This is a genomic window from Streptococcus suis, assembly GCF_019856455.1.
Taxonomy (GTDB): domain Bacteria; phylum Bacillota; class Bacilli; order Lactobacillales; family Streptococcaceae; genus Streptococcus; species Streptococcus suis_AE.
The window spans coordinates 2,376,423-2,398,358 of record NZ_CP082205.1; the positions used below are offsets into that span (position 1 = coordinate 2,376,423).

Here is a 21,936-nt window from a genome sequence, read left to right on the forward strand (position 1 = left end):
TTTATGCTGAATAAATTGTAAGGGTTGAGAAGGCCAAGTCACCTGTGACAAGGAGGACCTTTTCTCCCAACTCGGTCGCGTAGTTATTGGTTATTGACATAGCACTGTCCAGTTCCACCACCGCTCGCCAGTTGGTCGGCAGATAGAGGGTCACAGAGGAGAAGGCCGCATCGATATGAAAATCCGCCTTATCTCCCAGAATAATCGCCTGATCAAAGTAAACTGTACTAGAGCCGAAGGCTACTTCCACACTATCATGGAGAAAATTATCGTCGTGAATATAGCGAGTTGAAGAGCCAAAAGCCGTTTCCCGTCCCTTGTCACCAATCACCCCTGTGACAACTCCATGAGCCAGTCTACGCTTCTTCGGTTTAAAAATCAGTTTCAAGCCAAGGCACAGCAGGACAAGTGACAGAACCATATTCCAGGTCCCGAACTTCACCCAATCATAAACTGAGTTCACCGCTATAAAAGCCAGACCGAAACAAAAGACACTGGCAAGCCAATCCAGCTTCACCAAGCGGTGAAAACCAGTCACAAAGGTTAAAACAAACCAGACTGTTGTCCAAAATGGCATAGCTAAATGCAAACCCAGTGAATCCCTAACTAGGACCAATCCTGCCAAGACCAGCAGAGCAATTCCTAAACCATATTTTTTCATCTTCCTACCTCATTTCCTGTAATTTTTCTTTAAGCAAGTGGTAATAGTGCCGCGACACATGAACTTCCTTGTGGGTCTTGTAGAAGGCAATTCGACTGGTACCCGAGAAGGACTTGTCCAGCGAATAGACCGCCTTACTGTTAACAATGGTTGACTTGGCCACTCGACAAAAGTAGATTGGCAAGTATTCTTCCAGCTCATAGAGCTTCATCTTGACCTCATAGGCATCGTCGCCTGTATGGGCAAAAATCTTGGTCCCGTCCGTTTCAAAGAAAAGCACCTCACTCAAGGATAAGAAATACTCACTGCTCCCCTTATAAAAGACAAGCGAGGGACGGCTAACTTGTTGCAAAGCCCGCTGAATCTGTTCAATCTCTGGTCCCAGCTGACTGGTTCGGATAACAACTTCAACCTGATCTAAGCTGTCATCAAATTCAATCCTAACTTTCATAGCTCCCTCCTTTTTGATAGGTCTATTATACCAATTCCAACCACAATTACAAGGGCATTTTAAGTGGTAAAATTAGACAGGTAAGTGGTAAACATTCATCATTAAATGTCGCTAGAATTCAAGTATCTATTTCTCCATCTTTTCAGAGACAGTTCACCTCTAACAGATTACTTTTTATACTCAATGAAAATCAAAAACAGACTAGCTCCAAAGGTTTGGGGAACCTTTGGAGGTTGGAGATAGAGCGAACGTAGTTCGTTTCTACTCAGCAGATAGAACCCTGTTACTATTTTGTTTCAAGGTAACAGGCTGGGAGTGGGAAAGAACTCGACCAAGATAAAAAGAGTTCGTCTTCCCACCCCCGCACAGCTCAAACTGTCTGGGAGACAGTTTGAGGTTGGAGATGAAGCGAACTCTGTTCGCATCAGTCGTAATGGCCAGATTTGAAGTGCAAAACACGAACAAATGTGCCAATCAACCACTGCGCTGAGATGTTGCCACGAACTCTGAGTAGTTCCTGGGCTTTTTGCCCAGCCCCACTCATCAAATCAAGTCAACAACGTCTGATTTTGATTTTCGAAGAGTATTAGTCAATAAGGTGACAAAACGATAAAGAATATAGCATAATAAGAGCCAGCCAAATATCGTTAAATAAAAGACGAAGCTGAATGAGTGTTGTTGGTACTGCTTCATTTCTTCTTGACTTGTCTGTTTTGATTGAGCATCTCCCTCAGCTACATCCGGCTGACGATAGGCGTTAACCAACAAGCGATAGTCAAAAGGAGGAACTAGCGGATCACACGTCAACAGCGTTAACATATCTTGATTTTCAACAGGCAATAATTTTTGCCAATCGGTCGCCTTTATCACTTCTGTATTTTTGACCAAATATGTCAGTGTTGTCCCACCGATTTCAATAAAAATCTTATCTCCTTCTTTTAGCTCCGTTAAACGGAAAAAACGAAGATCTGTATACCAACTACGATGACCTGCAATGACACTTCGGTGCCCCATACCACCAACAGGTAAATCTGTTCCAATAATAGAAGCCACCCCATCATTTAAATGCTGGCTAGTCGCTCCGATATAAATTGGCTGGCGAATTTCAATACTTGGAATGCTTAGATAACCAATCACACCGTCTTCCAAATTAGGAACAACAACAGAATGACTATCCGAACTATTCTTTTCTGCAAAAGGGTCAATTGTTGGGATATCTCCGCTATTGATTTGTTCTTCATAAGTATCGATTGCCGCTTTTTGCTCTGCTGAGAATGATGTTGAACGACTTTGGTAGGACTGATAGTGTCGATAAGTTTGAAACTCATGCACAGACATATTTGTCAGTAAGATTAATGGCATTAATAAACCAATCAGCATGAGAATGTAGCCTATTTTTTTCATGTTCTTCCTCTCACCTTCTGCTGCTTTCTCTTACGTCGAAGGTACAAGACTCCAAAAATCAACAGCATCAGCAGGAAAGCAATTAAATAGGAAAGACTCAACATATCTAAAAAGAATATCGGCTTTTGCTTAGCTGCAACTTTCGGCTCATAAGGAACACGATGCCCACGCACTAATAAACGATGGCTGTTAATCATATACGGAGTGCAGGTCAATAAGGTCGCGTAGTCTTCTCCGGATTGAACCATGACCGGGTCGAAGTCACTCGGTTCAACAATCAAAATCTGATCCACCTCATAGGCTAAGGTTTCTGCTATATTGTGGATATAGAATTGATCACCAATTTTTAAGCGATCGAGATTGGTGAACAAGGAGGCATTCGGTAAACCACGATGGGCTGAAATGACTGTATGAGTACTTTCTCCCCCAATCGGCAATGACGACCCCTCTAAATGTCCAGCTCCTTTTTGTAATACATCTTCGGTTGTCCCAGCATAAATGGGAATCTGCTCATTGATTTTTGGAATTTCCACAAAACCAATTTTTTCCTTCACCTCAAGCATGCGTGCATATTCTGCAATCCCAGCCTTTTCCTCTTCTGAGTATGGATCTTGCATTTTGCTTGGATCCAAGGTCTGATTATACGCCCGCGCATTCTCTAATCGCTTGGAAACTTCTTCGCTCGGGAGCTGTTGTGCTTGCTCATAAAAAGATTCTACTTCACGGTCTGACTCATATCGATAATAAAATTGAGAAATCAACGGATATACCGTAATAAGCAAACCAAAGACAAATATCAGTTTTAAAAGTATGGATTGTTTGGACAATCCTTTTTTATGCTGTATACGCTTCTTCACCACTCTTCACCTGTTTCTTCTTTTTCCGCCTTTTTGTAAATAGGAAAATTAATAAAATGATAATCAACATTCCTAATGCATACAAAAGATAGCGAATAAGAATGCGCTTTTCAGCATTTTCAACTGTTTTACGATAATCTTCAGCAACGTAAGGAACACGATGCCCACGCACTAATAAACGATGCGTGTTTACCATATAAGGTGTACAAGTTAATAACGTTGCATAATCCTGTCCAGGCTTTACCAAAAGTTCTTCAAACTGTGTCGGTTCCACAACTAAAATCTGATCCACCTCATAGGCCAAGGTTTCTGAAATATTGTGGATATAAAAAGTATCCCCAATCTCAACCTTGGTCAAATCTGTGAACAAACGCGCCTTTGGCAAACCGGTATGAGCTGTCAAGACTGTATGGGTATCACTTCCCCCGACCGGCAAAGATGTCCCTTCCAGATGCCCAACTCCCTTTTGCAAAACTGACTCGGCTGTTCCAGCATAAATCGGAATCTTGGCCTCAATTTTAGGAACTTCAACGTAGCCCATTTTCTCACGCAATTCCAACATCCTCGCATACTCTGCCCGCCCAGCTTCGTGACGTGACTTAGTATAAGGATCTTCAGAAATGATATTGTTTAAACTTTCGTTGAAAGCATGAGCCAAATCAATTCGCTCTTGAACCTCTTTAGGTTTTAAATTCTTCTTCTCCTGATCGAAAGACTCTGTCAACTGACCAGCCTCATAGCGATAATAAAAATTTGATACATGAGGATAGAGTAAAATCCCCATCCCAATCAGAAAAACCAAGTAAAAAGGAAGGTTGCTCTTCTTTTTTTTCTTTTTAGGTTTAACTGATTTCTTTTGGTTTACAATTTGATCTTCTTTTTTCTTCATCATTTTTCCATTATATTCTATCGTATTGCGGAGTTGAAAATTTCTCCAAATATCCTCTATTATACCACAATTCGGTTCTAAGAGCCTAATGTTTTCAAGAAAAAATACACCTGCTGATACTTGATTCCAGCAGGTGTATTCTGTCAACAATATGACCAAAGGTAGACTAAGTCTTTTCCCCTTTCTTGTATGTGACCAAGCGGTAGCCTAGCAAGAAGAGAATAATGCCTAGCGATAAAACCGCTATGACCACCGCATTTCCGGTATATGGGATTTCAATACCGGGAGGTGTAACGGGTTTGTTCTTGATTTTAACAATTTCAGACACATGTGAATCCGAAGTGATTTCAAAAGGAATCGTATCTTGGGCTAGAATATAGCCTGCAGGAGCCTTGACCTCTTTCAGATAATAAGTACCATAAGGAAGAGGTCCTACAACAAACTGACCGTTTGCTCCAGAAGTAACATGATAAGGAAAGCCGTCGACTATCACTTCCTTCAATTCTCCGTTCACTTCCTCAAGAACTGCAAACTCTGCACCAGATAAGGGGGCAGTACTTGTAGATACCTTCAGAAATGGCTTACTTCCTTTTGCTTTGCTAGGCCTTCTTACCTTAGCCTCAATCCGCGCAACACTGCCATCAACTTTCATCAAGAATGGGACAACCTCGAGACTCGTAGGAGTTCCTACTTGTCGGACATAATACCACCCTTTCGTCAAGCCCTGAAAAGTGGCCTGACCTTCTGAAGTAAGGTCTTGAGAGGAAATCGGCTCTCCGTAGAGTTGGTTTAACTCGGACCGAGTTTTTTGATATAAAGTATCTGCCAACCGTTCAGAAGAGGCTGGCTCTTCTGCAGCGATATACCAAGCCTCCAAGCCTGTCGAAACTTGACTGGCATCTATCCCATCAGGAAGCGGAATATGAACCTGAACATCAAAGGAATCTTGTGCTTGGAGTGAAAGCGAGGGCAGTGACAATACACAAATAATAGCTATGAAACAACAGACTAGCTGTTTAATAATCCTCATCAGACCCTCCTTTTCTACTCTATCCTAGGCTTCTTCTGCCTGACGTTTTTTCATAGCGATGAATGCAAATACCATTGTACTCAAACCAATAACTGTGAAGACAAGGGTACCAATGCCACCAGTTTGTGGAATAGTAACCTTTTTGTTTTTCACTTGTAAGTGATTATCAATATGAGTTGTAGTATCCATCCAGGTATTTGGTCCAACGGTAAACGGAACAGTGGTACTTGGCAATGCGTAGCCTTCTGGAGCCTTGGTTTCAACAAGTTCATATTGACCTGCTTTAAGACCTTTAACCTCAAATTTACCATCTGTAGATGATACGAAAGTGAATGCCTGTTCCTTAGCCACCCATTGCCACTGCATATTCAAGGCTTCATAGGCTGCATTTCTTAACGCTTTTTTATTTTCGACTTCTGTATTAGATTTCACTGCTGCTAGGTAGGCAGCTTCAGCTTCTTTATAATTTCTTAATTCTGCAGCTTTGGTATTTGTATCTTTCAGACCAAGGTATTCTTCGGTTCCTTGTTTCTTCACAATAAACTCTGCACCTGTGAGTTTTTGAATATCACCTGCATTTACTTCCTTATCATCTGTCTTAATAAAGCGTTTTCCGTAAGTGATAACTTTTGGTTGTTCTGGTACTATCGGTGGTGGGTTATCTGATGGGTTGTTGGTTACGGTGAGGATATGACCTTTATCAGCACCAACTTCTTGTGTATAGGTCGGTATATAACCATTAACATCTTTTTCAACAACAATATATTGTTTATCAGACTTCATAGCATCATTAGTAAACTCAACGCTACCTTGTCCAGCAGACACAGTTACTTCCCCTATTTTAGTACCTGATTCTTTTTCATAAACAACAAATGTTGCAGATTTATCTTGTGAATTATCTGCCCAAACTTTATTGATTTGAATCTTTATTTTTCCACCTTCTTCTTTCGGTGTTACAGGTTCTGGCTCATCATTTTTATCTTCACGTGGGCGGTTACCATAGTGGAATTTCACTTGGTTAGGGATTTCTGTATCAACCTTAGCTGAGTCGTTGAGGACAGCCTTATAGGTCAAAGTGATGTTAACATCCTGAGTTTTAGCAGCCTCTTCAATAGCAGCCAGACCTGCCGCTTTCATTTTTAACATAAAGCCACGTTTATCTTGAGTGATAGTGTAGTGATCAGTTTCATTAAGGGTGTCAACTTCTTTATAAGCTACAGTCAATGAACCTGTTACAAAGTCCAACCCTTCAACCATCAAGTCTTCCCAGACAATTGTCTTGTAAGAAGAACCTTTTGGAATTTTTGTAGTAATTTTGTAGGTTACTTCTTCACCAATTTCGACATTTTTAGGTCCCATGGTATTGTCTGAAAACTGCTTGGTCACAGTCGGCTTATCTTCTGTGTTTTTTGGATAAACGTGAAGAGGATTAGCTGTGCTATCAAAATATCCTGTTCCATCTGGACGAGTAACTGGTAAAACGAGACGGAAAGGAACAGCCTTAGCTTCTGTTAGTTCACTACCTTTATCATTACCTTCTTGCTTGTTGTAGTAAGGTGAATGTTCCTTATCTTCTACGAAGATGTAGGTGCCGTTTGGAAGTGTGAACTCAGCACCAGCACTACCTTCTCTAGTATTGACACCGTCAGTGCCATTATTCGTAGTATCTAATACATAATGTTCGTCTTGCCCCTCACCAGTAATACCTAATTGAGCACCAGTTTTTGAGCCATTTTGTTGTGAATCAACCTTTTTCCAAACCTTAAAGTTGACACCCTCAATTTCTTTCGCACTTGTACCGAAATAGTTTGTGAACGTACCTTGTTGAATTGCTGTACCATCATATTTCTGTACATTTTGTGCTGTCTCGTGATTAAAATTATTAAAATCTTCTTTACTCATCAAGACCTTATGCACTACAACCTTAGTTTGATGCGTAGTATTCGCATGTACTAAATGTCGAAGATTTCCCAATGGACCGAACATCGTCAGAAGAACGGTCAAGAGGGAGAATACTTTTGTTAACTTTTTCACTATTTTCTCCTTTTCTTTTTTAATCTTTCAGTTTGCTTTTATTACTAGCACCAACTATCTAGGAGATAGTTGGTGGGTGGAAATTGAACGAACACAGTTCGTGTCAAAATCTGCAGACTGTACTAAAGTACGTCAAAACCAGTTAACCAAGTAATAAAAGATAAAATGATATGTAGCTTATTTACGTATATGTTTCCAACGTTTTTCTTTTCCTAGCTCGACGGCAAGAGCCAGTAACATCATCACCCCCCCTAATGTGATATATGGTAGAACTCCAAAACCTCCTGTCTTAGGATATTCCCCTTTTTTCAGGTTTTTAGCAGTAAGCAACTGCCTATTGCTATCATCTAGGGACAAGAGGTCATCTCCATCTAGGAGTTCCACTTGACCACTATCGGTAAGACGAAGTCGGTAAACTTTCGTATTGAGCTGATAGCCTTCAGGGGCTTGGGTTTCTTTCAGTTGGTAAATCTGACCGATACGGAGGTTATCAAAGACAATTTCTTCTCCATCGGTCGCTGTCGTCTTGGTGGCAACAGGAGTCGCACCATTCTCTTCTTTCAATTCAAACACCGCTGCGAGACGACGATCGCTATCGCTATAAGCACGTTTGGCTAGCTTAAACTGTCCTGTCTTTCTTCTGTTTTTCACCTGCAATTTTAGGACATTATCCGTTGCTGTGCTGCTGGTATCGACAGTCACCTTATCACTAGAGGACAAAACCGCAAACCGTGTCACGACCTTGTTTCTCGTGTCAGAATGTGCCTGTTCTGCCTGTGTCGCTTCAAGTAGAACTGGCTCACTCAATCCAATATAGCCATCTGGGGCTTGGGTTTCGACCAAGGCATACTTGCCAAGTTCCTTGATGAGCAAGGTTTCATTACCAGTCTGTCCATTGGCTAGTTGGAAGGTTTGAATGAGATTGTTATCATTAATGGCAGTGGACAGGGTAGTTTCTGTAGTATCTTCCGGAACCTTATAGAGCTTGAAGGTCGCTGTTCCTTGGATAATGGCACCTGTCTCACTATCTAGTTTTTCCATTCGGATAAATGGATTTTGGATGTTCCCCAAGAGATAGATATTGTCAGGAGTGTCTGCTTGGGCACTTGGAATGTTTTTCTCCAGTGTCATCTGGCGAACCTCCACACCAATATCCCTAAGAACAAACCACTTACCAGAAACCTGTGCATTATTTTTAATGCGAATATAGCGCGCCAAAATATCAGTCGCATGTGCCACATCATTGGTATTTTGCAGGCTGGTCAGGTCTGTGTAGACACGACCATCGGTCGAATACTGAATTGTAAAATCATTGAACCTATCCAAAGGATTGTTGCCACCTTGTCTAAACATGACTTTGGTCACGTTTTGAACAGAGCCCAAGTCCAGACCTATATAGACAATATGTAAAGACCCCCAGTTGAGAATTCGTGGATTTACCTGTACACTAGAATAAAAAAACAATCAACTTCTAACAGGAATTACCACACTCAATTGGAGGTCTTATATGTTTCATTTTACCACACTTTTCATCGGAATGGATGTTCACAAAGAAAGTTTTTCACTCTGCTATTATGATATGATGGCGAATCAATTCAAACATAGCACTAAAGTTGGTCCAAATGTTAGCTATATTGTGAACTATGTGAATGAGCTTCGTCGTTTATATGGTCAAGATGCAGAAGTGTTATGTGGCTACGAAGCCGGATGTCTTGGATTTACCCTATATCACCAGCTACAAGCTCACGGGATTCCCTGTATCGTGATGGCGCCTACAACGGTGATGAAGGAAGGATCTAAGCGTGTTAAGACTGATAAAAAAGATGCAGCTCAGCTCGCAAAAGCTCTGGCCTTTCGTAGCTATCGGCCTGTTCATATTCCTACTGTTGAGGATGAACAAGTCAAAGAATATATCCGCATGAGAACAGACCACAAAGTGGCTCTGAAGAAAATCAAACAACAAATTCTTGCCTTCTGTCTCCGACATGATTTTCGCTATACCGAGGGAAGCAGTAATTGGACACAGAAACATGTCCGCTGGCTCCGTTCCCTAAATCCTGATGGACTTTACGCAGAGATTTTGACAGAATATCTATTGACCTATGAGAAATTAGTAGATCAAATAGAACGGTATGATGCACGAATTGAGCAACTGGGTCAAAGCGACAGTTACCAAGAGAAGGTCTCACGGCTTTCTTGCTTTATTGGCATTAAAACACTAACTGCTCTTTCCATTGTGACAGAAATCGGTGATTTTAATCGCTTTGCGACAGCTCAACATTTTGCTTCTTATCTTGGGCTAACTCCTAGCGAAAATTCTAGCGGCGACAAGGAGAGAAGAGGTGCTATCACCAAAGCTGGGAATAGCCATGTGAGACGACTTCTGATAGAAGCTGCACAATCATTGGCTAAGGGGACGATTGGGTATAAATCCAAAGAATTGAAAAGGAGACAAAGTGGAAACCGAGTGGAGGTGATTGCTTATGCGGATAAGGCTAATGAACGCTTAAGAAGACGTTATCGCACACTTGTTCTAGGAAAAAATAAGAAACAAAATGTTGCTAAAACAGCTATTGCACGAGAATTGTCTGGTTTTATTTGGGGGATGATGACAGGAAGAATAGCTTGAAGTTAGCGCTTGTTTTCATGTACACTTTTGACCATTAAGTTTTATCATCGCAGAGCGATGAGGAATCCCTATTTCTATCCAAAATCACTGGGTGAATTTGGACAGAAATAAGGATTGAAATCATGTTTGAATGGAAAGTATCTTGAAGGAGTTTAGGACTTCAAGGTTTGAGTCATCTACGAAACGACTAAGTGGCACAATTGTGATCCACGCTTATAGAGAGTAGGACTCGCGGCAGAACCATTGACCTGTAGGTAACCAATCCACGAATATCAGAGTGGCCAATGCCCGAAGCTAAGAACTAGGCTCTTTCTAGATACTTTTCATTTTTTAATCAGTTCGATTGTTTTTACTTGACAAAGGGCTTTACATATCAGGCATTTGTAGGAATATTATCACCACTATTATTGAAATTATGGTAGGTGACAGACGTCGCTGGATTATTATCTGTCGCAGCTAATTCCTGACCTGACTGAATGTTCCCAAAATCAGCTGATTTGAAGAATCTGGTCTGACTGGCAGGGCTAGAAGTTCCATTGGACTGCTTGTAATACTGTTCAAAAAACAAAAACTAACGTATAATAGATTTATGAAACTTACTATCGAACAAACAAACGAATTAAAAACTTATTTGAAAGATAAAACCTATTCCCCATTTCATAGACGACTTCAAGTAATCCTATTCAGAGCAGAAGGGCTTAGTTATAAGGAAATCACTAACCTTATCGGCTATTCAAAGTATACAATCTGGTCCTTACAAGGCAAGTATGAGCTTGGTGGGATTTCAGCTCTAGTAAGAGAAACGCGAGGTGGACGGAACCGTCAATATTTAACCCTTCAAGAAGAGGAAGCATTTCTAAAAGAACAGTTAACAGCTTCACTAAATGGCGAATTTGTGACCATAAACTCTCTCTACGAAACTTATCAGAAACGGGTTGGACACCCTACGACCAAGGAAGGATTCTATGCCCTTCTGAAACGCCATGGTTGGCGCAAAGTGACGCCAAGACCAGAACACCCTAAAAAAGCAGACGCCGAAACGATTCTAGCGTCTAAAAATAAAATCTTCATTCACGAAAATAGGAAAGCGCTTCAAGAATAGTCGTCGCTATCATAAAGTCAGACTAATGTATCAAGATGAGGCGGGTTTCGGTCGGATTAGTAAAATTGGAAAGGCCTGGGCACCAAAAGGGGTGAGACCGCATGTACATAGCCACTATATTCGTGAGTATCGCTATTGCTATGGTGCTATTGATGCCCATACAGGAGAGTCCTTCTTCATTATCGCTGGGGGTTGCAATACAGATTGGATGAATGTTTTTCTCAAACAACTATCTGAAGCTTATCCTGACGATTATATTTTATTAGTGATGGACAATGCCGTTTGGCATAAATCAAGTACCTTAGAGAAACCACATAATATTGGTTTTGAGTTTATTCCTCCCTATACTCCTGAAATGAATCCAATTGAACAAGTTTGGGCTGAGATTCGAAAGAGAGGGTTTAAGAATAAAGCTTTTAAAACACTAGATGATGTGATAAACAAGCTTCAAGAAGTGATACGAGAGTTAGATTGGTCTATTTTAAAACCAATTGTTAGTAGACGATGGTTAAAAAACACTTGATTGGTTTGTTTTTGATTTTTGTTGAGTATTAATTTGCACCCATTCGAAAATAAACCAGTTATGATTATCGGGGCATCTTACTACGATCAAGGAACTTCTCGTGCCCAAGTTCACCTACGGAAAATTTTAGATGCACCAGGTGTCAATGCTTACACACTACCAGGTAATGAATTCCTCCTTGGTAAGGCCAAAGAAGCTTTTGACGATAAGGGCAATATCATCAATGAAGGCACCGTGAAATTCTTAGAAAGCTGTCTAGACAACTTTATCAAGTATGTCGGTGTTGTATCCAAATTGAAAAAACCAAAGCCAATCGCACCAGAAGATTTAGACTGTACCAAACCAATCGCAACGACCATCACTGGTGTGGATCCCGATGATCCAGATTGGCTAGAAAAGGCTTCTAAATTGGTTAACGCAGTTGAGGGAGATACCTATGTTAAACTGGACAATGGTCTGTTGACCGTTAACCAACTCAATATGTTCCTCAATGCGATGCCATTTGAATTGACCTATGCAGATGATAATAACCAGTTCCTCTACTACAACAATAGTCACCAAGAACCCGATACCATGTTGGGTAAACGGGTACTTGCTCAAGTAGGAAATCGCCTGTCAACTGTCCACGGTACGCTACCTCCTGCCCGCATGAAGAATGTTGAATGGGTTGTCGGTACTTTGCGTAATGGTAATCAGGAATATGTTCGTACCATTGTACCCGGTACCCCTGCTGAAATTATCAACACCCACAACTACCAAGCTATGTACTATCCTGACGGATCCTACGCTGGTATCAATGAAATTATCTTTAATTTCAAACCATGGCTAGATTGGTATCTTGAAGCTACTGGTCAACGCTTGGTTGGTGGTTCGGGAACTGCCGCAGCTCCTGCACATGTTGACGCAACCTCTGGTGCATCAGATGCTGGTAGTGCCCCTGCTACTTCCACACCGACAGATGCAGATTCTGGTGCATCCGCTCACTAATCGTTCACATATAGTGGGAAGAACTCTTCCCACTTTATTTTTCAAACAAAATATTGATAATGATTTCACAAGGAGTTCCTATGTCACCATTTCAAGAAAAAATTTCAGCTGCAGTTTCAAAAAAAGAAGCCCTTTTTGACGAAAGTCTAGGCCGCTATGCCTTGCGTTCTATGTATGCAGGAGCCTACCTGACTATGTCAACAGCTGTCGGTATTATCGGAGCAGACGTTATTGCCAGTCAATTTCCAAGTTTGTCGCGCTTTGTCTTTACCTTCATCTTTGCTATTGGGCTGGTTTTTGTTCTTATTTTTGGTGGTGAATTAGCCACTTCTAACATGATGTATCTCACAACTGGTGCCTACTATAAGCAAATTAGCTGGAAAAAAGTGACACAGATGCTGCTATACTGTACTTTCTTTAACTTTGTAGGCGCTACTATTCTAGCCTGGCTCTTCAATCAGTCCTTCTCCTACCTCAATCTCTCTGATAAGAGCTTTGTCGTCAATGCCGTTACCATCAAACTTGGAAAATCTGACTGGAGTAACTTTATTGAAGGGATTACGGCTAATATGTTTGTAAATATGGCAATCCTTGGCTTCATGCTCATCAAAGAACAGTCTGCTAAGTTCTTTGTCATCATTTCCTCCATTTTTATGTTCGTTTTCCTCATCAATGAGCATCTGGTCGCCAATTTCGCATCTTTCATGCTCCTAGCTTTTAATGCTACTCGAAGCAATGTCGAAGCCTTCAATATGATCAATATCCTTCGTCAATGGATTGTGGTCTTTTTTGGAAATTGGCTCGGAGCCGGTCTCTTTATCGGTATCGCCTACGCTTGGCTCAATCAAACCAAAACCAACCATATTGAGCAGTAAGCCTACCACAAAAACAGCCAAGATAAACCACGTCCTAAACGTTTAAGGATTGTGGTCTGCTTATCTTGGCTGTTTATTTTTCTATATATTATTCAAACACAAACTGGTTGTGGTAGAGTTCGGCGTAGAAGCCGTTGAGCTTGAGGAGCTGGCTGTGGTTGCCTTGCTCGATTACTTTTCCATCTTTGAGGACGATGATTTCGTCCGCATTGAGAATGGTTTTGAGGCGGTGGGCAATGACGAAGCTGGTCCGTCCTGCGATAATGGCCTCCATAGCTTTTTGTATTTTGGCTTCCGTTACGGTATCAACGTTAGACGTTGCTTCGTCCAAAATCAAGACTTGTGGGTCTGTCAAAAGCGTACGGGCAATGGAAATCAGCTGTTTCTGACCTGTCGAGAAAACATTCTCATCATCGGTCACAAAGGTTTCATAGCCGTCTGGCAAGCTCATGATAAAGTCGTGGATATGGGTGGCACGAGCTGCGGTTTCCACCATTTCCTGCGAAATGCTCTCATCACCAAAGCGAATATTGTCCGCAATAGTGCCTGAGAAAAGAACCGACTCCTGCAAGACAATGCCGACCTTATCCCGCAAACTGTCCAAGTCATATTCCCGAATATCACGACCATCAAAGGCCACGCTACCACCATTGACATCATAGAAGCGGTTAATCAAGTTCATAATGGTCGTCTTACCAGATCCCGTCGGACCAACGACTGCCACCATTTTGCCCTTAGGAGCAGAGATAGACACCTTGTCCAAAACCTTCTGACCTGGCAAGTAGCCAAAGTCAATGTCCTTGATTTCAACACCTTCTTTTAATTCGGTAAATAGCGGAGCGTTTTGAGGGCGAACTTCCTCAGGCTCATCAAACATTTCCTGAATACGATGAGCTCCTGTGAAAGCTAGCTGCAATTCTGCCCAGCTGGCAGCAACCTGCATGATTGGCTGGTAATACTGTTGTGAATACTGTACAAAAGTCACGACCAGACCAAGTGCAGCAGCTGTTTCCAGCGAGCTATCGTTGAGAACAATGCTGGAGCCTGCAAAGATAACGATGGCTGTATTGACCAAGCTCATCCCATTCATAAATGGAAAGAGAATCCCACCAAACAAGCGTCCCTTGAAGGTCGTACGACGAACTTCTTCATTGAGTTCCAAGAAACCATCAATCGTCTCTTCCTGCACACCTTGTACAATAATCGCTTTTTGTCCAGAAATTTTCTCGTCCATGTAGGCATTGAGCTTAGACACCGCAGCCTGTTGCTTATCCGTATATTTCCGTGATAGGCGGATGATAACGACCAAGGCAACCAAGGCAACTGGCGTAGAAGCAATGGTCACCAAGGCCAAGCGAGTATCCTGACGGAACATCATAATGACCATACCGACATAAAGAGCGATGTTGGTCACCACTTGGGTCAAGGACTGATTAAAAGCGTTTTGGATATTGTCCAAATCACTGGTAAAGCGAGAAAGAATATCCCCGTCCTTGTGGCTATCAAAGAAGGCAACTGTCAAACGTTCCAGCTTGCCAAACAAGCCCTTACGCATACGGTTGGTCGAATAAGCCACGATACGCGTGAAGAGGAGAGTGTAAATCAAGGAAGCCACAACCGTCGCCGCATAGGCAAAGAAAAGATTGAGCATAACCCCGTTAAAATCAGACAGGTCAGGTTTGAAATCTGACTGGCCCATTTGCACCGAAGCAAAGTAAGCCTGACCGATTTTCCCCATTTCTGTAATGGCATTTCCAAGGAAAACAGGTGTCTTAACCTGCAAGTAGGTCGCTGTCACAATGGCTAGAAAAATCACAGCAAAGGACAGTTTATAGCGTTTGAAATAAAACCAGAAAAATCTAAGTGTTTTCATCTATTCCTCCCTCCCTTTCTGTGTTTCGTAGATTTCACGGTAGACATCGTTCGTAGCTACCAGTTCGGCGTGGGTACCTTGGCCGATCAGACGACCTTCGTCAAGTACCAAAATCTTATCAGCTTTGACAACAGAAGAAATCTTCTGGGCAACGATGACAGTGGTTGTCCCCTTCAAATCATGGTTGAGAGCCTCTTGGACTAGTTTCTCAGACTTGGCATCCAGGGCAGAAGTTGAGTCATCCAAGACCAAAACCTTAGGCTCGCCAATCACCCCACGAGCAATGGACATCCGCTGCTTCTGACCACCAGAGAAGTTATTTCCACGTTCTTCTACTTGGCTCTCATAGGTATCATCCAAGCGGTCGATAAATTCTTTGGCTTGGGCAATACCTGCGGCCCGCTCCAAGCGTTGCAAATCAGCACCAGGAGAGCCTTGACGCAGGTTGTCCGCAATGGTTCCCGAGAAGAGAATAGCCTTTTGCAAGACAATCGATACCGTATCACGCAGGGTGTTCTGGCTGACTTCTCTCAAGTCCCGACCACCGATGGACACCGTTCCTTCTTGCGGGTCAAACAAACGCGGAATCAGTTGAGCAAGAGTGGATTTACCCGCACCTGTTGCACCAACCACACCGACCATTTGCCCTGGCTCAATCTCAAATGAGATATTTTTCAAAGTCGGCTCCGTATCATGTGGGTAGGTAAAGCTAACATTGTCAAAGACAATCTTACCAGTCAATTCTTCATCCGCCACATCCTTGAAGGTCATAGCAGGTTCTGTATCCAAGACCTCGCTAATCCGCTTAATAGAAATGGCAGCACGTGAAGCCTGCATCCCCATGAAACTAGTCATGATAATGGCAAACATGATTTGCATGAGGTAGCTCATAAAGGAAGTAAAGCCACCAACTGCTTCCATATTGGTTTCCAACATCCCAGACACCAAGTAGAGCGATGCAAAAATCGCCATGTAAGAGATAAACATCATCAAGGGTTGCAAGATAGCAAAACCGTAGCCGATAAAGAGATTGAGGTCCAAGAGTTCGTTGGATACATCCTTGAATTTCTTATACTGATTTTTCTCCTGAACAAAGGATTTGACCACACGGATTCCACGTAGGTTTTCCTTAGCAATACTGTTCATCTTGTCCATGAGGTTCTGGAATTTTCCAAAACGTGGTCCCATCTGCCCCATGACAACCGCCATAATGGCCATAATCAAGACCACCATGAGAATAATCATCCACCAGAGTTCTGGCATGGTCCGCACCGCCATGATGAAGGCTCCGACAAACAGCAATGGAACCCGCATCAACACTGTGAAGAGCATCATGACAAGGTTCTGGATTTGATTGACATCGTTAGTCATCCGAACAACCAAGTTCCCTGCGTTAAACTCTTCGATATTGGCATAAGAGAAACTTTGGATTTTCCGAAAAGTCTTCTCACGAATATCTGCAGATACCCCTTGTGAAATTTTTGCTGCAGCAATGGTATTGACAAGCCCTGCCAAAAGACCAGTTCCAGCAATAATCAGCAGTAATTTGCCCACACGAACAATTTCATCCTTGTCATTGGCCAAGACTGCTGTCAAAACATCCTGCAAATAACTAGGTTGCATCAAGGTCGTTGCTACGACAATTGACGTCAACAAGACCGATGCTAAGGCGTACCATTTATAACGTAAAATGGCTTCTTTAAACATGATTCTTCTCCTTATAGTGTTGAATATTTTCTTTTAATTGATTAGCCACCTGTTTGACCAAATCAAAGTCTTCTTTTTGAATGCCCCAAAAAAGTGAATGGTGCATTTCTTCATGGAAGGCTTTCAGGTGACAGATCTTCCCTTGCCCTTTCTCTGTCAAAACCAATTGCTTGTAGCGTTTGTCAACCTGAGAAGGCAGGACTTGGATAAAGCCATTTTTCTCCATTCGCTTGACCAGATTGCTGGCAACGGATTTGGAAATCTTTAATTCCGCTTCTATATCTTTTACAAAGGTTTCGGTTTCCGACCGTTCCGCAATGAAACGCAATGCCCAGCCCTGTGGACCAGCCAAGTGCTCCACATCGTATTCTTTTGCAATGGTTTCACTGATTTGTTCAATCTGATTGAGCAAGTTCCGAAAATCTGCAATGGTATGTCCCACGATGACTCCTTTCCAATCAATTAATTAGCATGAGAACTATTATAGTTCTCTTAGGAACTATTGTCAAGTTTTGGCTCTGCTATTTTCCAAAAAAATGCAACTATGTTATAATAATAGAAAATACTTACACAGGGGAATCGTATGGAGAAACAAACCATTGCTGTTCTAGGACCAGGGTCTTGGGGAACAGCCCTTGCCCAGGTCCTCAACGATAACGGACATTCTGTTCGTATCTGGGGAAATATTCCAGAGCAAATCGATGAAATCAACAAGCAACACACCAATACCCGCTACTTCAAAGATATCGTCCTAGACGAGAAAATCAAAGGCTACAAGGATTTGGCAGAAACCCTAGACGGTGTGGATGCTGTCCTCTTCGTTGTACCAACCAAAGTAACCCGCTTGGTTGCCAAACAAGTTGCTCAAGCCCTTAAACACAAAGTGGTTGTCATGTACGCTTCTAAAGGTCTGGAGCCTGATAGTCACAAGCGCTTGTCAGAGGTCTTGGAGGAAGAAATTCCTGCAGATCTCCGTTCAGAAATCGTTGTGGTTTCTGGACCAAGCCATGCAGAAGAGACCATCGTTCGTGACTTGACCTTGATTTCTGCAGCTTCAAAAGATTTGGAAACTGCAACCTACGTGCAAAATCTCTTCAGCAACCGCTACTTCCGCCTCTACACTAATAACGATGTGATTGGCGTGGAAACAGCAGGGGCTTTGAAAAACATCATCGCTGTAGGTGCTGGCGCCCTTCACGGTCTGGGATATGGTGACAATGCCAAGGCAGCTATTATCGCTCGCGGTTTGACAGAAATCACACGTCTAGGCGTTGCTATGGGCGCAAATCCCTTGACCTATAGTGGGCTTTCTGGTGTCGGAGACTTGATTGTTACAGGAACCTCAGTTCACTCACGCAACTGGCGGGCTGGTGACTTGCTTGGTAAAGGTGAAAAACTGGAAGATATCGAAGCCAACATGGGCATGGTTATCGAAGGAATTTCTACTACCAAGGCTGCCTATGAATTAGCACAGGAATTGGGCGTTTATATGCCGATTACACAAGCCATTTACAACGTCATTTACCAGGGTGCTAGCATACAAGATGCTATTAAAGAAATCATGTCCGGCGAATTCCGCCACGAAAATGAATGGTCTTAATAAAAAGGAGATTGCATTATGACAAAAAAAGTTAGAAAAGCCGTTATCCCTGCAGCAGGTTTGGGAACACGTTTCTTGCCTGCTACTAAGGCTCTTGCCAAAGAAATGTTACCAATTGTTGATAAACCAACTATTCAATTTATCGTTGAAGAAGCCCTTCGCTCTGGTATCGAAGATATTTTGGTGGTCACTGGTAAATCAAAACGTTCTATCGAAGACCACTTTGATTCAAACTTTGAATTGGAATACAACCTCAAAGAAAAAGGCAAAAATGATTTGTTGAAACTTGTTGATGAGACAACAGGCATTCGACTACACTTCATTCGTCAAAGCCATCCACGTGGACTTGGTGATGCCGTTCTTCAAGCTAAAGCCTTTGTTGGAAATGAACCTTTCGTTGTCATGCTCGGCGATGACCTCATGGACATCACAGATACAAAAGCTGTCCCATTGACCAAGCAACTCATGAACGATTATGAAAAAACACATGCTTCAACCATTGCTGTTATGCCAGTTCCACATGAAGAAGTTTCTGCATACGGTGTTATCGCTCCACAAGGTGAAGGTGTCAACGGTCTCTATAGTGTAGAAACCTTTGTGGAAAAACCAAAACCAGAAGATGCTCCTTCTGACCTTGCTATTATCGGACGCTACTTACTCACTCCTGAAATCTTTGAGATTTTAGAAAACCAAAAACCAGGTGCCGGGAACGAGATTCAATTGACAGATGCCATTGATACTCTGAACAAAACGCAACGCGTGTTTGCTCGTGAATTCAAAGGCAACCGTTACGATGTTGGGGATAAGTTCGGTTTCATGAAAACTTCTATCGACTACGCCCTCCAACACCCTCAAGTAAAAGATGATTTGAAACAATACTTGATCGATCTTGGTAAAAAATTAGATACAAAGAAAAACTAGCAAGCGCTAGTTTTTTTATGTCACATAAAATATACCTAGTAGCAAAGCGATCAAACCCACATAGCCAATGAAACTGAAAAAAATCTGTTTTCCTGTAAAAAGATCCTTTTCCACAAGAGGTGGAAGGAACATCACGACCAAGCAACCTCCAACAGCTCCTCCAATATGTCCTGCCATACTAATGGTTGGATTAAAAAGTCCCAAGACCAAGTTCAATCCCAAAAGGACCATATAGCGTTGACCAAGAACCTGCAGATAAGGGCTGCGACTAAATTTTCTCAAAAGTGCCATAGCTGCAAAAAGACCAAAGAGCGAGGTCGAGGCACCTGCACCAACTACATCTGGTGTAAAAAAGAGAACAAAAAGATTGCCCATTATCCCAGACAAGATATACAGCAGGAAGAAACGCCTTGACCCAAACAGTCCTTCTAATTGATAACCCAAACCAAGCAAGGTAATACTGTTAAAGATAAAATGCTCCAAACCAATGTGGACAAAGATAGGGGAAATCAAGCGCCACAACTGAGTCGGATCATAACGCACTACCTCACCAAACATACCACCAAATTCAAAAATCGTATAGGCAGCCGTCGTCTGTCCGAAGCGAAATACTTGTATCAAAAGAAAAACAAGAGCCGTGATAGCCAACAAGCCATTGGTCACAGGATAGCGCTTATCAAAAAAGTTCTTCAAAAATCAACAACTCCTTTACTGGAATATCAAAAACATCTGGTTCGAAATCATAGATTTGAAAGTCTGCCAAGGTCGATACCGTCTCTCCCTGATAATCTACTAGGTAGCGATCATAAAAACCACCACCGTAGCCCACTCGAAAACCCGCTTGATTCCAAGCTAAACCAGGGACATGGATCAACTTAACCACAGACTTATCCACAGGTTGTGAATAAGTCCCAGGTTCCCAAACTCCAAACCTAGATTTCACCAAATCATCAGGATTATATTCTACAAAATCCATGCGTCCTTGTGAATAGGTCTTAGGGATGAAAATCTGCTTACCATCCTTTTGAGCCTGTTCAATCAGGTAAGAAGTGTCGAACTCATGGGGCATGGAAAGGTAGGTCCCAAGGGACTTTGTGCCTTGATAGGCCTCAGAAGCAAGGAGGCGTTCCGTTAGCTGCTGGCTCCATCTTGCTCGTTGACTACTAGTCAGGTCTTTCAAACTCTGCAGAACTTCTTTCCGTATACTCACTTTATCCACAGAAACTCCTTTCTTTCAGAAAAAGACTGGAAAAACCAGTCTAGTTTGCTTTCATTTTCAAAAAATCACTCAACTTATCCACAGCAAAGGGAAGCACTTCCTCTTTGGGACTGAGGCGTGGGTTGTGAAGGGGATAAGGCGTATCCACACCCAACCAGAACATAACACCTGGAACCTTGTTGAGCAGGTAACCGAAGTCCTCTCCCGTCATGGCAGGTGGACAGTCAATCATCTCCACACCGTCAACCTGTTCAAAATAAGTCATTAGTTCATCTGCCAACTGAGGATTGTTCTCCACAGGCAGATAGCCACTTGGATTGAGCTCGATGTCTAGACCCACTCCAAAGGACAGGGCGATTCCTTCTGCAACTTCACGCACCCGCTTTTGCACCAGAAGACTCATACTCTGGGTCAAAGCCCGAATGGTGCCATGCAAGAAGGCCGTTTCCGCAATGACATTATTGGTCGTGCCCGCGTGCATGGAGCCGAAGGTGACCACCGCTCCCTCAATCGGATCAACGTTACGGCTGACCACCGACTGCACCTGGGTCACAAAGTAGCTTGCTGCCACCAAGGCGTCATTGGCGGTATGGGGAAATGCTGCGTGACCACCTTTTCCTGTAAACCGTATCTTGACTTCACAGGTCCCAGCAAAGAGGGTCGCACGGTTAGTTGCCAGTTGACCGACTTTGAGGTCTGGTCGGACATGGAGCCCATAAAATTCATCTGGTAACCAATCCCCAAATGCTCCTGCTTCATACATGAGCATGCCACCTGCTAGATTTTCCTCCGCAGGCTGAAAGAGGAAGAGAAGATTATTTTTCGGTTGCTGCTCTGCCATTTTCTCCAAAAGCCCCAAGGCAATGGTCATGTGAAAATCATGTCCACAGGCGTGCATACGATCTGGGTGGAGGGACTTGAAGTCCAGGCCCGTCTCCTCCACGATCGGCAGACCGTCAATATCCGCCCGCCAGCCAATCGTTTTCTCTGGAGCAGAGCCTGTCAGATAGACCAAAATCCCTGTCTTCCAAGTGCGGACTTGGGCAAAAGTACAATCTTGAAGTAAACCTTCAATCGTTTCCATAAGAAAGGCGTGGGTCTTGAACTCCTCCATGCCCAGCTCTGGAATCTGGTGGAGGGTCCGGCGTGTCGCGATTAAATCTAGCATAGCTAC

General features: G+C 42.7%; 19 protein-coding genes and 2 pseudogenes. 6 read left to right on the top strand and 15 right to left on the bottom strand.

Translation table 11 applies throughout. From position 1 onward, the window contains the following. Position 1 precedes the first annotated feature (1 nt). The 8 genes from K6969_RS11410 to K6969_RS11445 form a co-directional block, all read right to left on the bottom strand. Positions 2–661, bottom strand: a complete 660-nt coding sequence (locus K6969_RS11410; RefSeq protein WP_029174272.1) for a LiaF transmembrane domain-containing protein — start codon at positions 659–661, stop codon at positions 2–4. Positions 662–665: 4 nt separating this feature from the next. Further along, positions 666–1,112: a LytTR family DNA-binding domain-containing protein gene (locus tag K6969_RS11415; RefSeq protein WP_029174273.1), complete on the bottom strand. Its 447-nt coding sequence runs from the start codon at positions 1,110–1,112 to the stop codon at positions 666–668. A gap of 543 nt (positions 1,113–1,655) precedes the next feature. After that, positions 1,656–2,516, bottom strand: a complete 861-nt coding sequence (locus tag K6969_RS11420) for a class C sortase (RefSeq protein WP_029174274.1) — start codon at positions 2,514–2,516, stop codon at positions 1,656–1,658. Then, positions 2,513–3,373: a class C sortase gene (locus tag K6969_RS11425; protein WP_029174275.1), complete on the bottom strand. Its 861-nt coding sequence runs from the start codon at positions 3,371–3,373 to the stop codon at positions 2,513–2,515. The genes K6969_RS11420 and K6969_RS11425 overlap by 4 nt, the downstream gene beginning before the upstream one ends. Further along, positions 3,351–4,262: a class C sortase gene (locus tag K6969_RS11430; protein WP_029174276.1), complete on the bottom strand. Its 912-nt coding sequence runs from the start codon at positions 4,260–4,262 to the stop codon at positions 3,351–3,353. Before K6969_RS11430 ends, K6969_RS11425 begins: the two co-directional genes overlap by 23 nt. A 166-nt stretch (positions 4,263–4,428) precedes the next feature. Then, positions 4,429–5,292 carry a collagen binding domain-containing protein gene (locus K6969_RS11435; protein WP_321537419.1) on the bottom strand — a complete coding sequence of 288 codons (864 nt, stop codon included), beginning with the start codon at positions 5,290–5,292 and terminating at the stop codon, positions 4,429–4,431. A 24-nt stretch (positions 5,293–5,316) separates the two neighbouring features. After that, the gene (locus K6969_RS11440; RefSeq protein WP_321537420.1) at positions 5,317–7,326 is read right to left on the bottom strand and encodes a SpaH/EbpB family LPXTG-anchored major pilin; all 2,010 of its coding nucleotides are present in this window, start codon (positions 7,324–7,326) and stop codon (positions 5,317–5,319) included. A 177-nt stretch (positions 7,327–7,503) separates the two neighbouring features. Continuing rightward, positions 7,504–8,790 carry a discoidin domain-containing protein gene (locus K6969_RS11445; RefSeq protein WP_216661489.1) on the bottom strand — a complete coding sequence of 429 codons (1,287 nt, stop codon included), beginning with the start codon at positions 8,788–8,790 and terminating at the stop codon, positions 7,504–7,506. Between the two features lie 43 nt (positions 8,791–8,833). On the opposite strand from K6969_RS11445, the gene K6969_RS11450 reads away from it, so the two are divergent. After that, a complete protein-coding gene (locus K6969_RS11450) occupies positions 8,834–9,955 on the top strand; it encodes an IS110 family transposase (RefSeq protein WP_015445098.1) in 1,122 nt (373 codons plus the stop codon). A 373-nt stretch (positions 9,956–10,328) separates the two neighbouring features. Here K6969_RS11450 and K6969_RS11455 read toward each other — a convergent pair whose 3' ends face one another. After that, positions 10,329–10,523 (bottom strand): hypothetical protein, encoded by a 195-nt coding sequence (locus tag K6969_RS11455; protein ID WP_171943299.1) that lies wholly within the window; start codon positions 10,521–10,523, stop codon positions 10,329–10,331. A 198-nt stretch (positions 10,524–10,721) separates the two neighbouring features. Between K6969_RS11455 and K6969_RS11460 the strand changes: the two are divergent. The 3 genes and pseudogenes from K6969_RS11460 to K6969_RS11470 all read left to right on the top strand — a co-directional run. Continuing rightward, a pseudogene (locus tag K6969_RS11460) lies at positions 10,722–11,580 on the top strand (IS630 family transposase); the annotation flags it as partial. 21 nt (positions 11,581–11,601) lie between these two features. After that, positions 11,602–12,567 (top strand): annotated as a pseudogene (locus K6969_RS11465) (PAS domain-containing protein); the annotation flags it as partial. 80 nt (positions 12,568–12,647) lie between these two features. Next, entirely contained in the window at positions 12,648–13,442 is a 795-nt protein-coding gene (locus tag K6969_RS11470; RefSeq protein WP_024395466.1) for a formate/nitrite transporter family protein, read from the top strand. 88 nt (positions 13,443–13,530) lie between these two features. Here the strand turns inward: K6969_RS11470 and K6969_RS11475 are convergent, their stop codons facing one another. Genes K6969_RS11475 through K6969_RS11485 form a run of 3 tightly spaced genes read right to left on the bottom strand, consistent with a single transcriptional unit; the run spans position 13,531 to position 17,464 of the window. After that, positions 13,531–15,315: an ABC transporter ATP-binding protein gene (locus K6969_RS11475; protein WP_044764513.1), complete on the bottom strand. Its 1,785-nt coding sequence runs from the start codon at positions 15,313–15,315 to the stop codon at positions 13,531–13,533. Next, the gene (locus K6969_RS11480; RefSeq protein ID WP_029174720.1) at positions 15,316–17,022 is read right to left on the bottom strand and encodes an ABC transporter ATP-binding protein; all 1,707 of its coding nucleotides are present in this window, start codon (positions 17,020–17,022) and stop codon (positions 15,316–15,318) included. It abuts the gene before it with no gap. Continuing rightward, complete coding sequence (locus K6969_RS11485; RefSeq protein ID WP_171943101.1) at positions 17,015–17,464, bottom strand: MarR family winged helix-turn-helix transcriptional regulator; 450 nt, start codon at positions 17,462–17,464, stop codon at positions 17,015–17,017. Before K6969_RS11485 ends, K6969_RS11480 begins: the two co-directional genes overlap by 8 nt. Before the next feature lie 141 nt (positions 17,465–17,605). Here K6969_RS11485 and K6969_RS11490 point away from each other — a divergent pair, with 141 nt between their 5' ends. After that, on the top strand, positions 17,606–18,622 hold the full coding sequence (locus tag K6969_RS11490) for an NAD(P)H-dependent glycerol-3-phosphate dehydrogenase (RefSeq protein ID WP_171943102.1): 1,017 nt from the start codon (positions 17,606–17,608) through the stop codon (positions 18,620–18,622). 18 nt (positions 18,623–18,640) lie between these two features. Continuing rightward, positions 18,641–19,543 (top strand): UTP--glucose-1-phosphate uridylyltransferase GalU, encoded by a 903-nt coding sequence (galU, locus tag K6969_RS11495; protein ID WP_023371721.1) that lies wholly within the window; start codon positions 18,641–18,643, stop codon positions 19,541–19,543. A 15-nt stretch (positions 19,544–19,558) separates the two neighbouring features. Here galU and K6969_RS11500 read toward each other — a convergent pair whose 3' ends face one another. Genes K6969_RS11500 through K6969_RS11510 form a run of 3 tightly spaced genes read right to left on the bottom strand, consistent with a single transcriptional unit; the run spans position 19,559 to position 21,930 of the window. Next, positions 19,559–20,236, bottom strand: a complete 678-nt coding sequence (locus K6969_RS11500; RefSeq protein ID WP_029178570.1) for a rhomboid family intramembrane serine protease — start codon at positions 20,234–20,236, stop codon at positions 19,559–19,561. After that, a complete protein-coding gene (locus tag K6969_RS11505; RefSeq protein ID WP_029173339.1) occupies positions 20,220–20,762 on the bottom strand; it encodes a 5-formyltetrahydrofolate cyclo-ligase in 543 nt (180 codons plus the stop codon). Before K6969_RS11505 ends, K6969_RS11500 begins: the two co-directional genes overlap by 17 nt. Before the next feature lie 40 nt (positions 20,763–20,802). After that, positions 20,803–21,930, bottom strand: coding sequence for an N-acetyldiaminopimelate deacetylase (locus K6969_RS11510; RefSeq protein WP_074411063.1), 1,128 nt, complete (start codon positions 21,928–21,930; stop codon positions 20,803–20,805). Between the last annotated feature and the right edge of the window lie 6 nt (positions 21,931–21,936).

Coding starts and splice junctions, on each gene's coding strand:
- K6969_RS11410 (WP_029174272.1), bottom strand. CDS start 661: ATGAAAAAATATGGTTTAGGAATTGCTCTGCTGGTCTTGGCAGGATTG.
- K6969_RS11415 (WP_029174273.1), bottom strand. CDS start 1,112: ATGAAAGTTAGGATTGAATTTGATGACAGCTTAGATCAGGTTGAAGTT.
- K6969_RS11420 (WP_029174274.1), bottom strand. CDS start 2,516: ATGAAAAAAATAGGCTACATTCTCATGCTGATTGGTTTATTAATGCCA.
- K6969_RS11430 (WP_029174276.1), bottom strand. CDS start 4,262: ATGAAGAAAAAAGAAGATCAAATTGTAAACCAAAAGAAATCAGTTAAA.
- K6969_RS11435 (WP_321537419.1), bottom strand. CDS start 5,292: ATGAGGATTATTAAACAGCTAGTCTGTTGTTTCATAGCTATTATTTGT.
- K6969_RS11450 (WP_015445098.1), top strand. CDS start 8,834: ATGTTTCATTTTACCACACTTTTCATCGGAATGGATGTTCACAAAGAA.
- K6969_RS11470 (WP_024395466.1), top strand. CDS start 12,648: ATGTCACCATTTCAAGAAAAAATTTCAGCTGCAGTTTCAAAAAAAGAA.
- K6969_RS11475 (WP_044764513.1), bottom strand. CDS start 15,315: ATGAAAACACTTAGATTTTTCTGGTTTTATTTCAAACGCTATAAACTG.
- K6969_RS11480 (WP_029174720.1), bottom strand. CDS start 17,022: ATGTTTAAAGAAGCCATTTTACGTTATAAATGGTACGCCTTAGCATCG.
- K6969_RS11490 (WP_171943102.1), top strand. CDS start 17,606: ATGGAGAAACAAACCATTGCTGTTCTAGGACCAGGGTCTTGGGGAACA.
- galU (WP_023371721.1), top strand. CDS start 18,641: ATGACAAAAAAAGTTAGAAAAGCCGTTATCCCTGCAGCAGGTTTGGGA.
- K6969_RS11510 (WP_074411063.1), bottom strand. CDS start 21,930: ATGCTAGATTTAATCGCGACACGCCGGACCCTCCACCAGATTCCAGAG.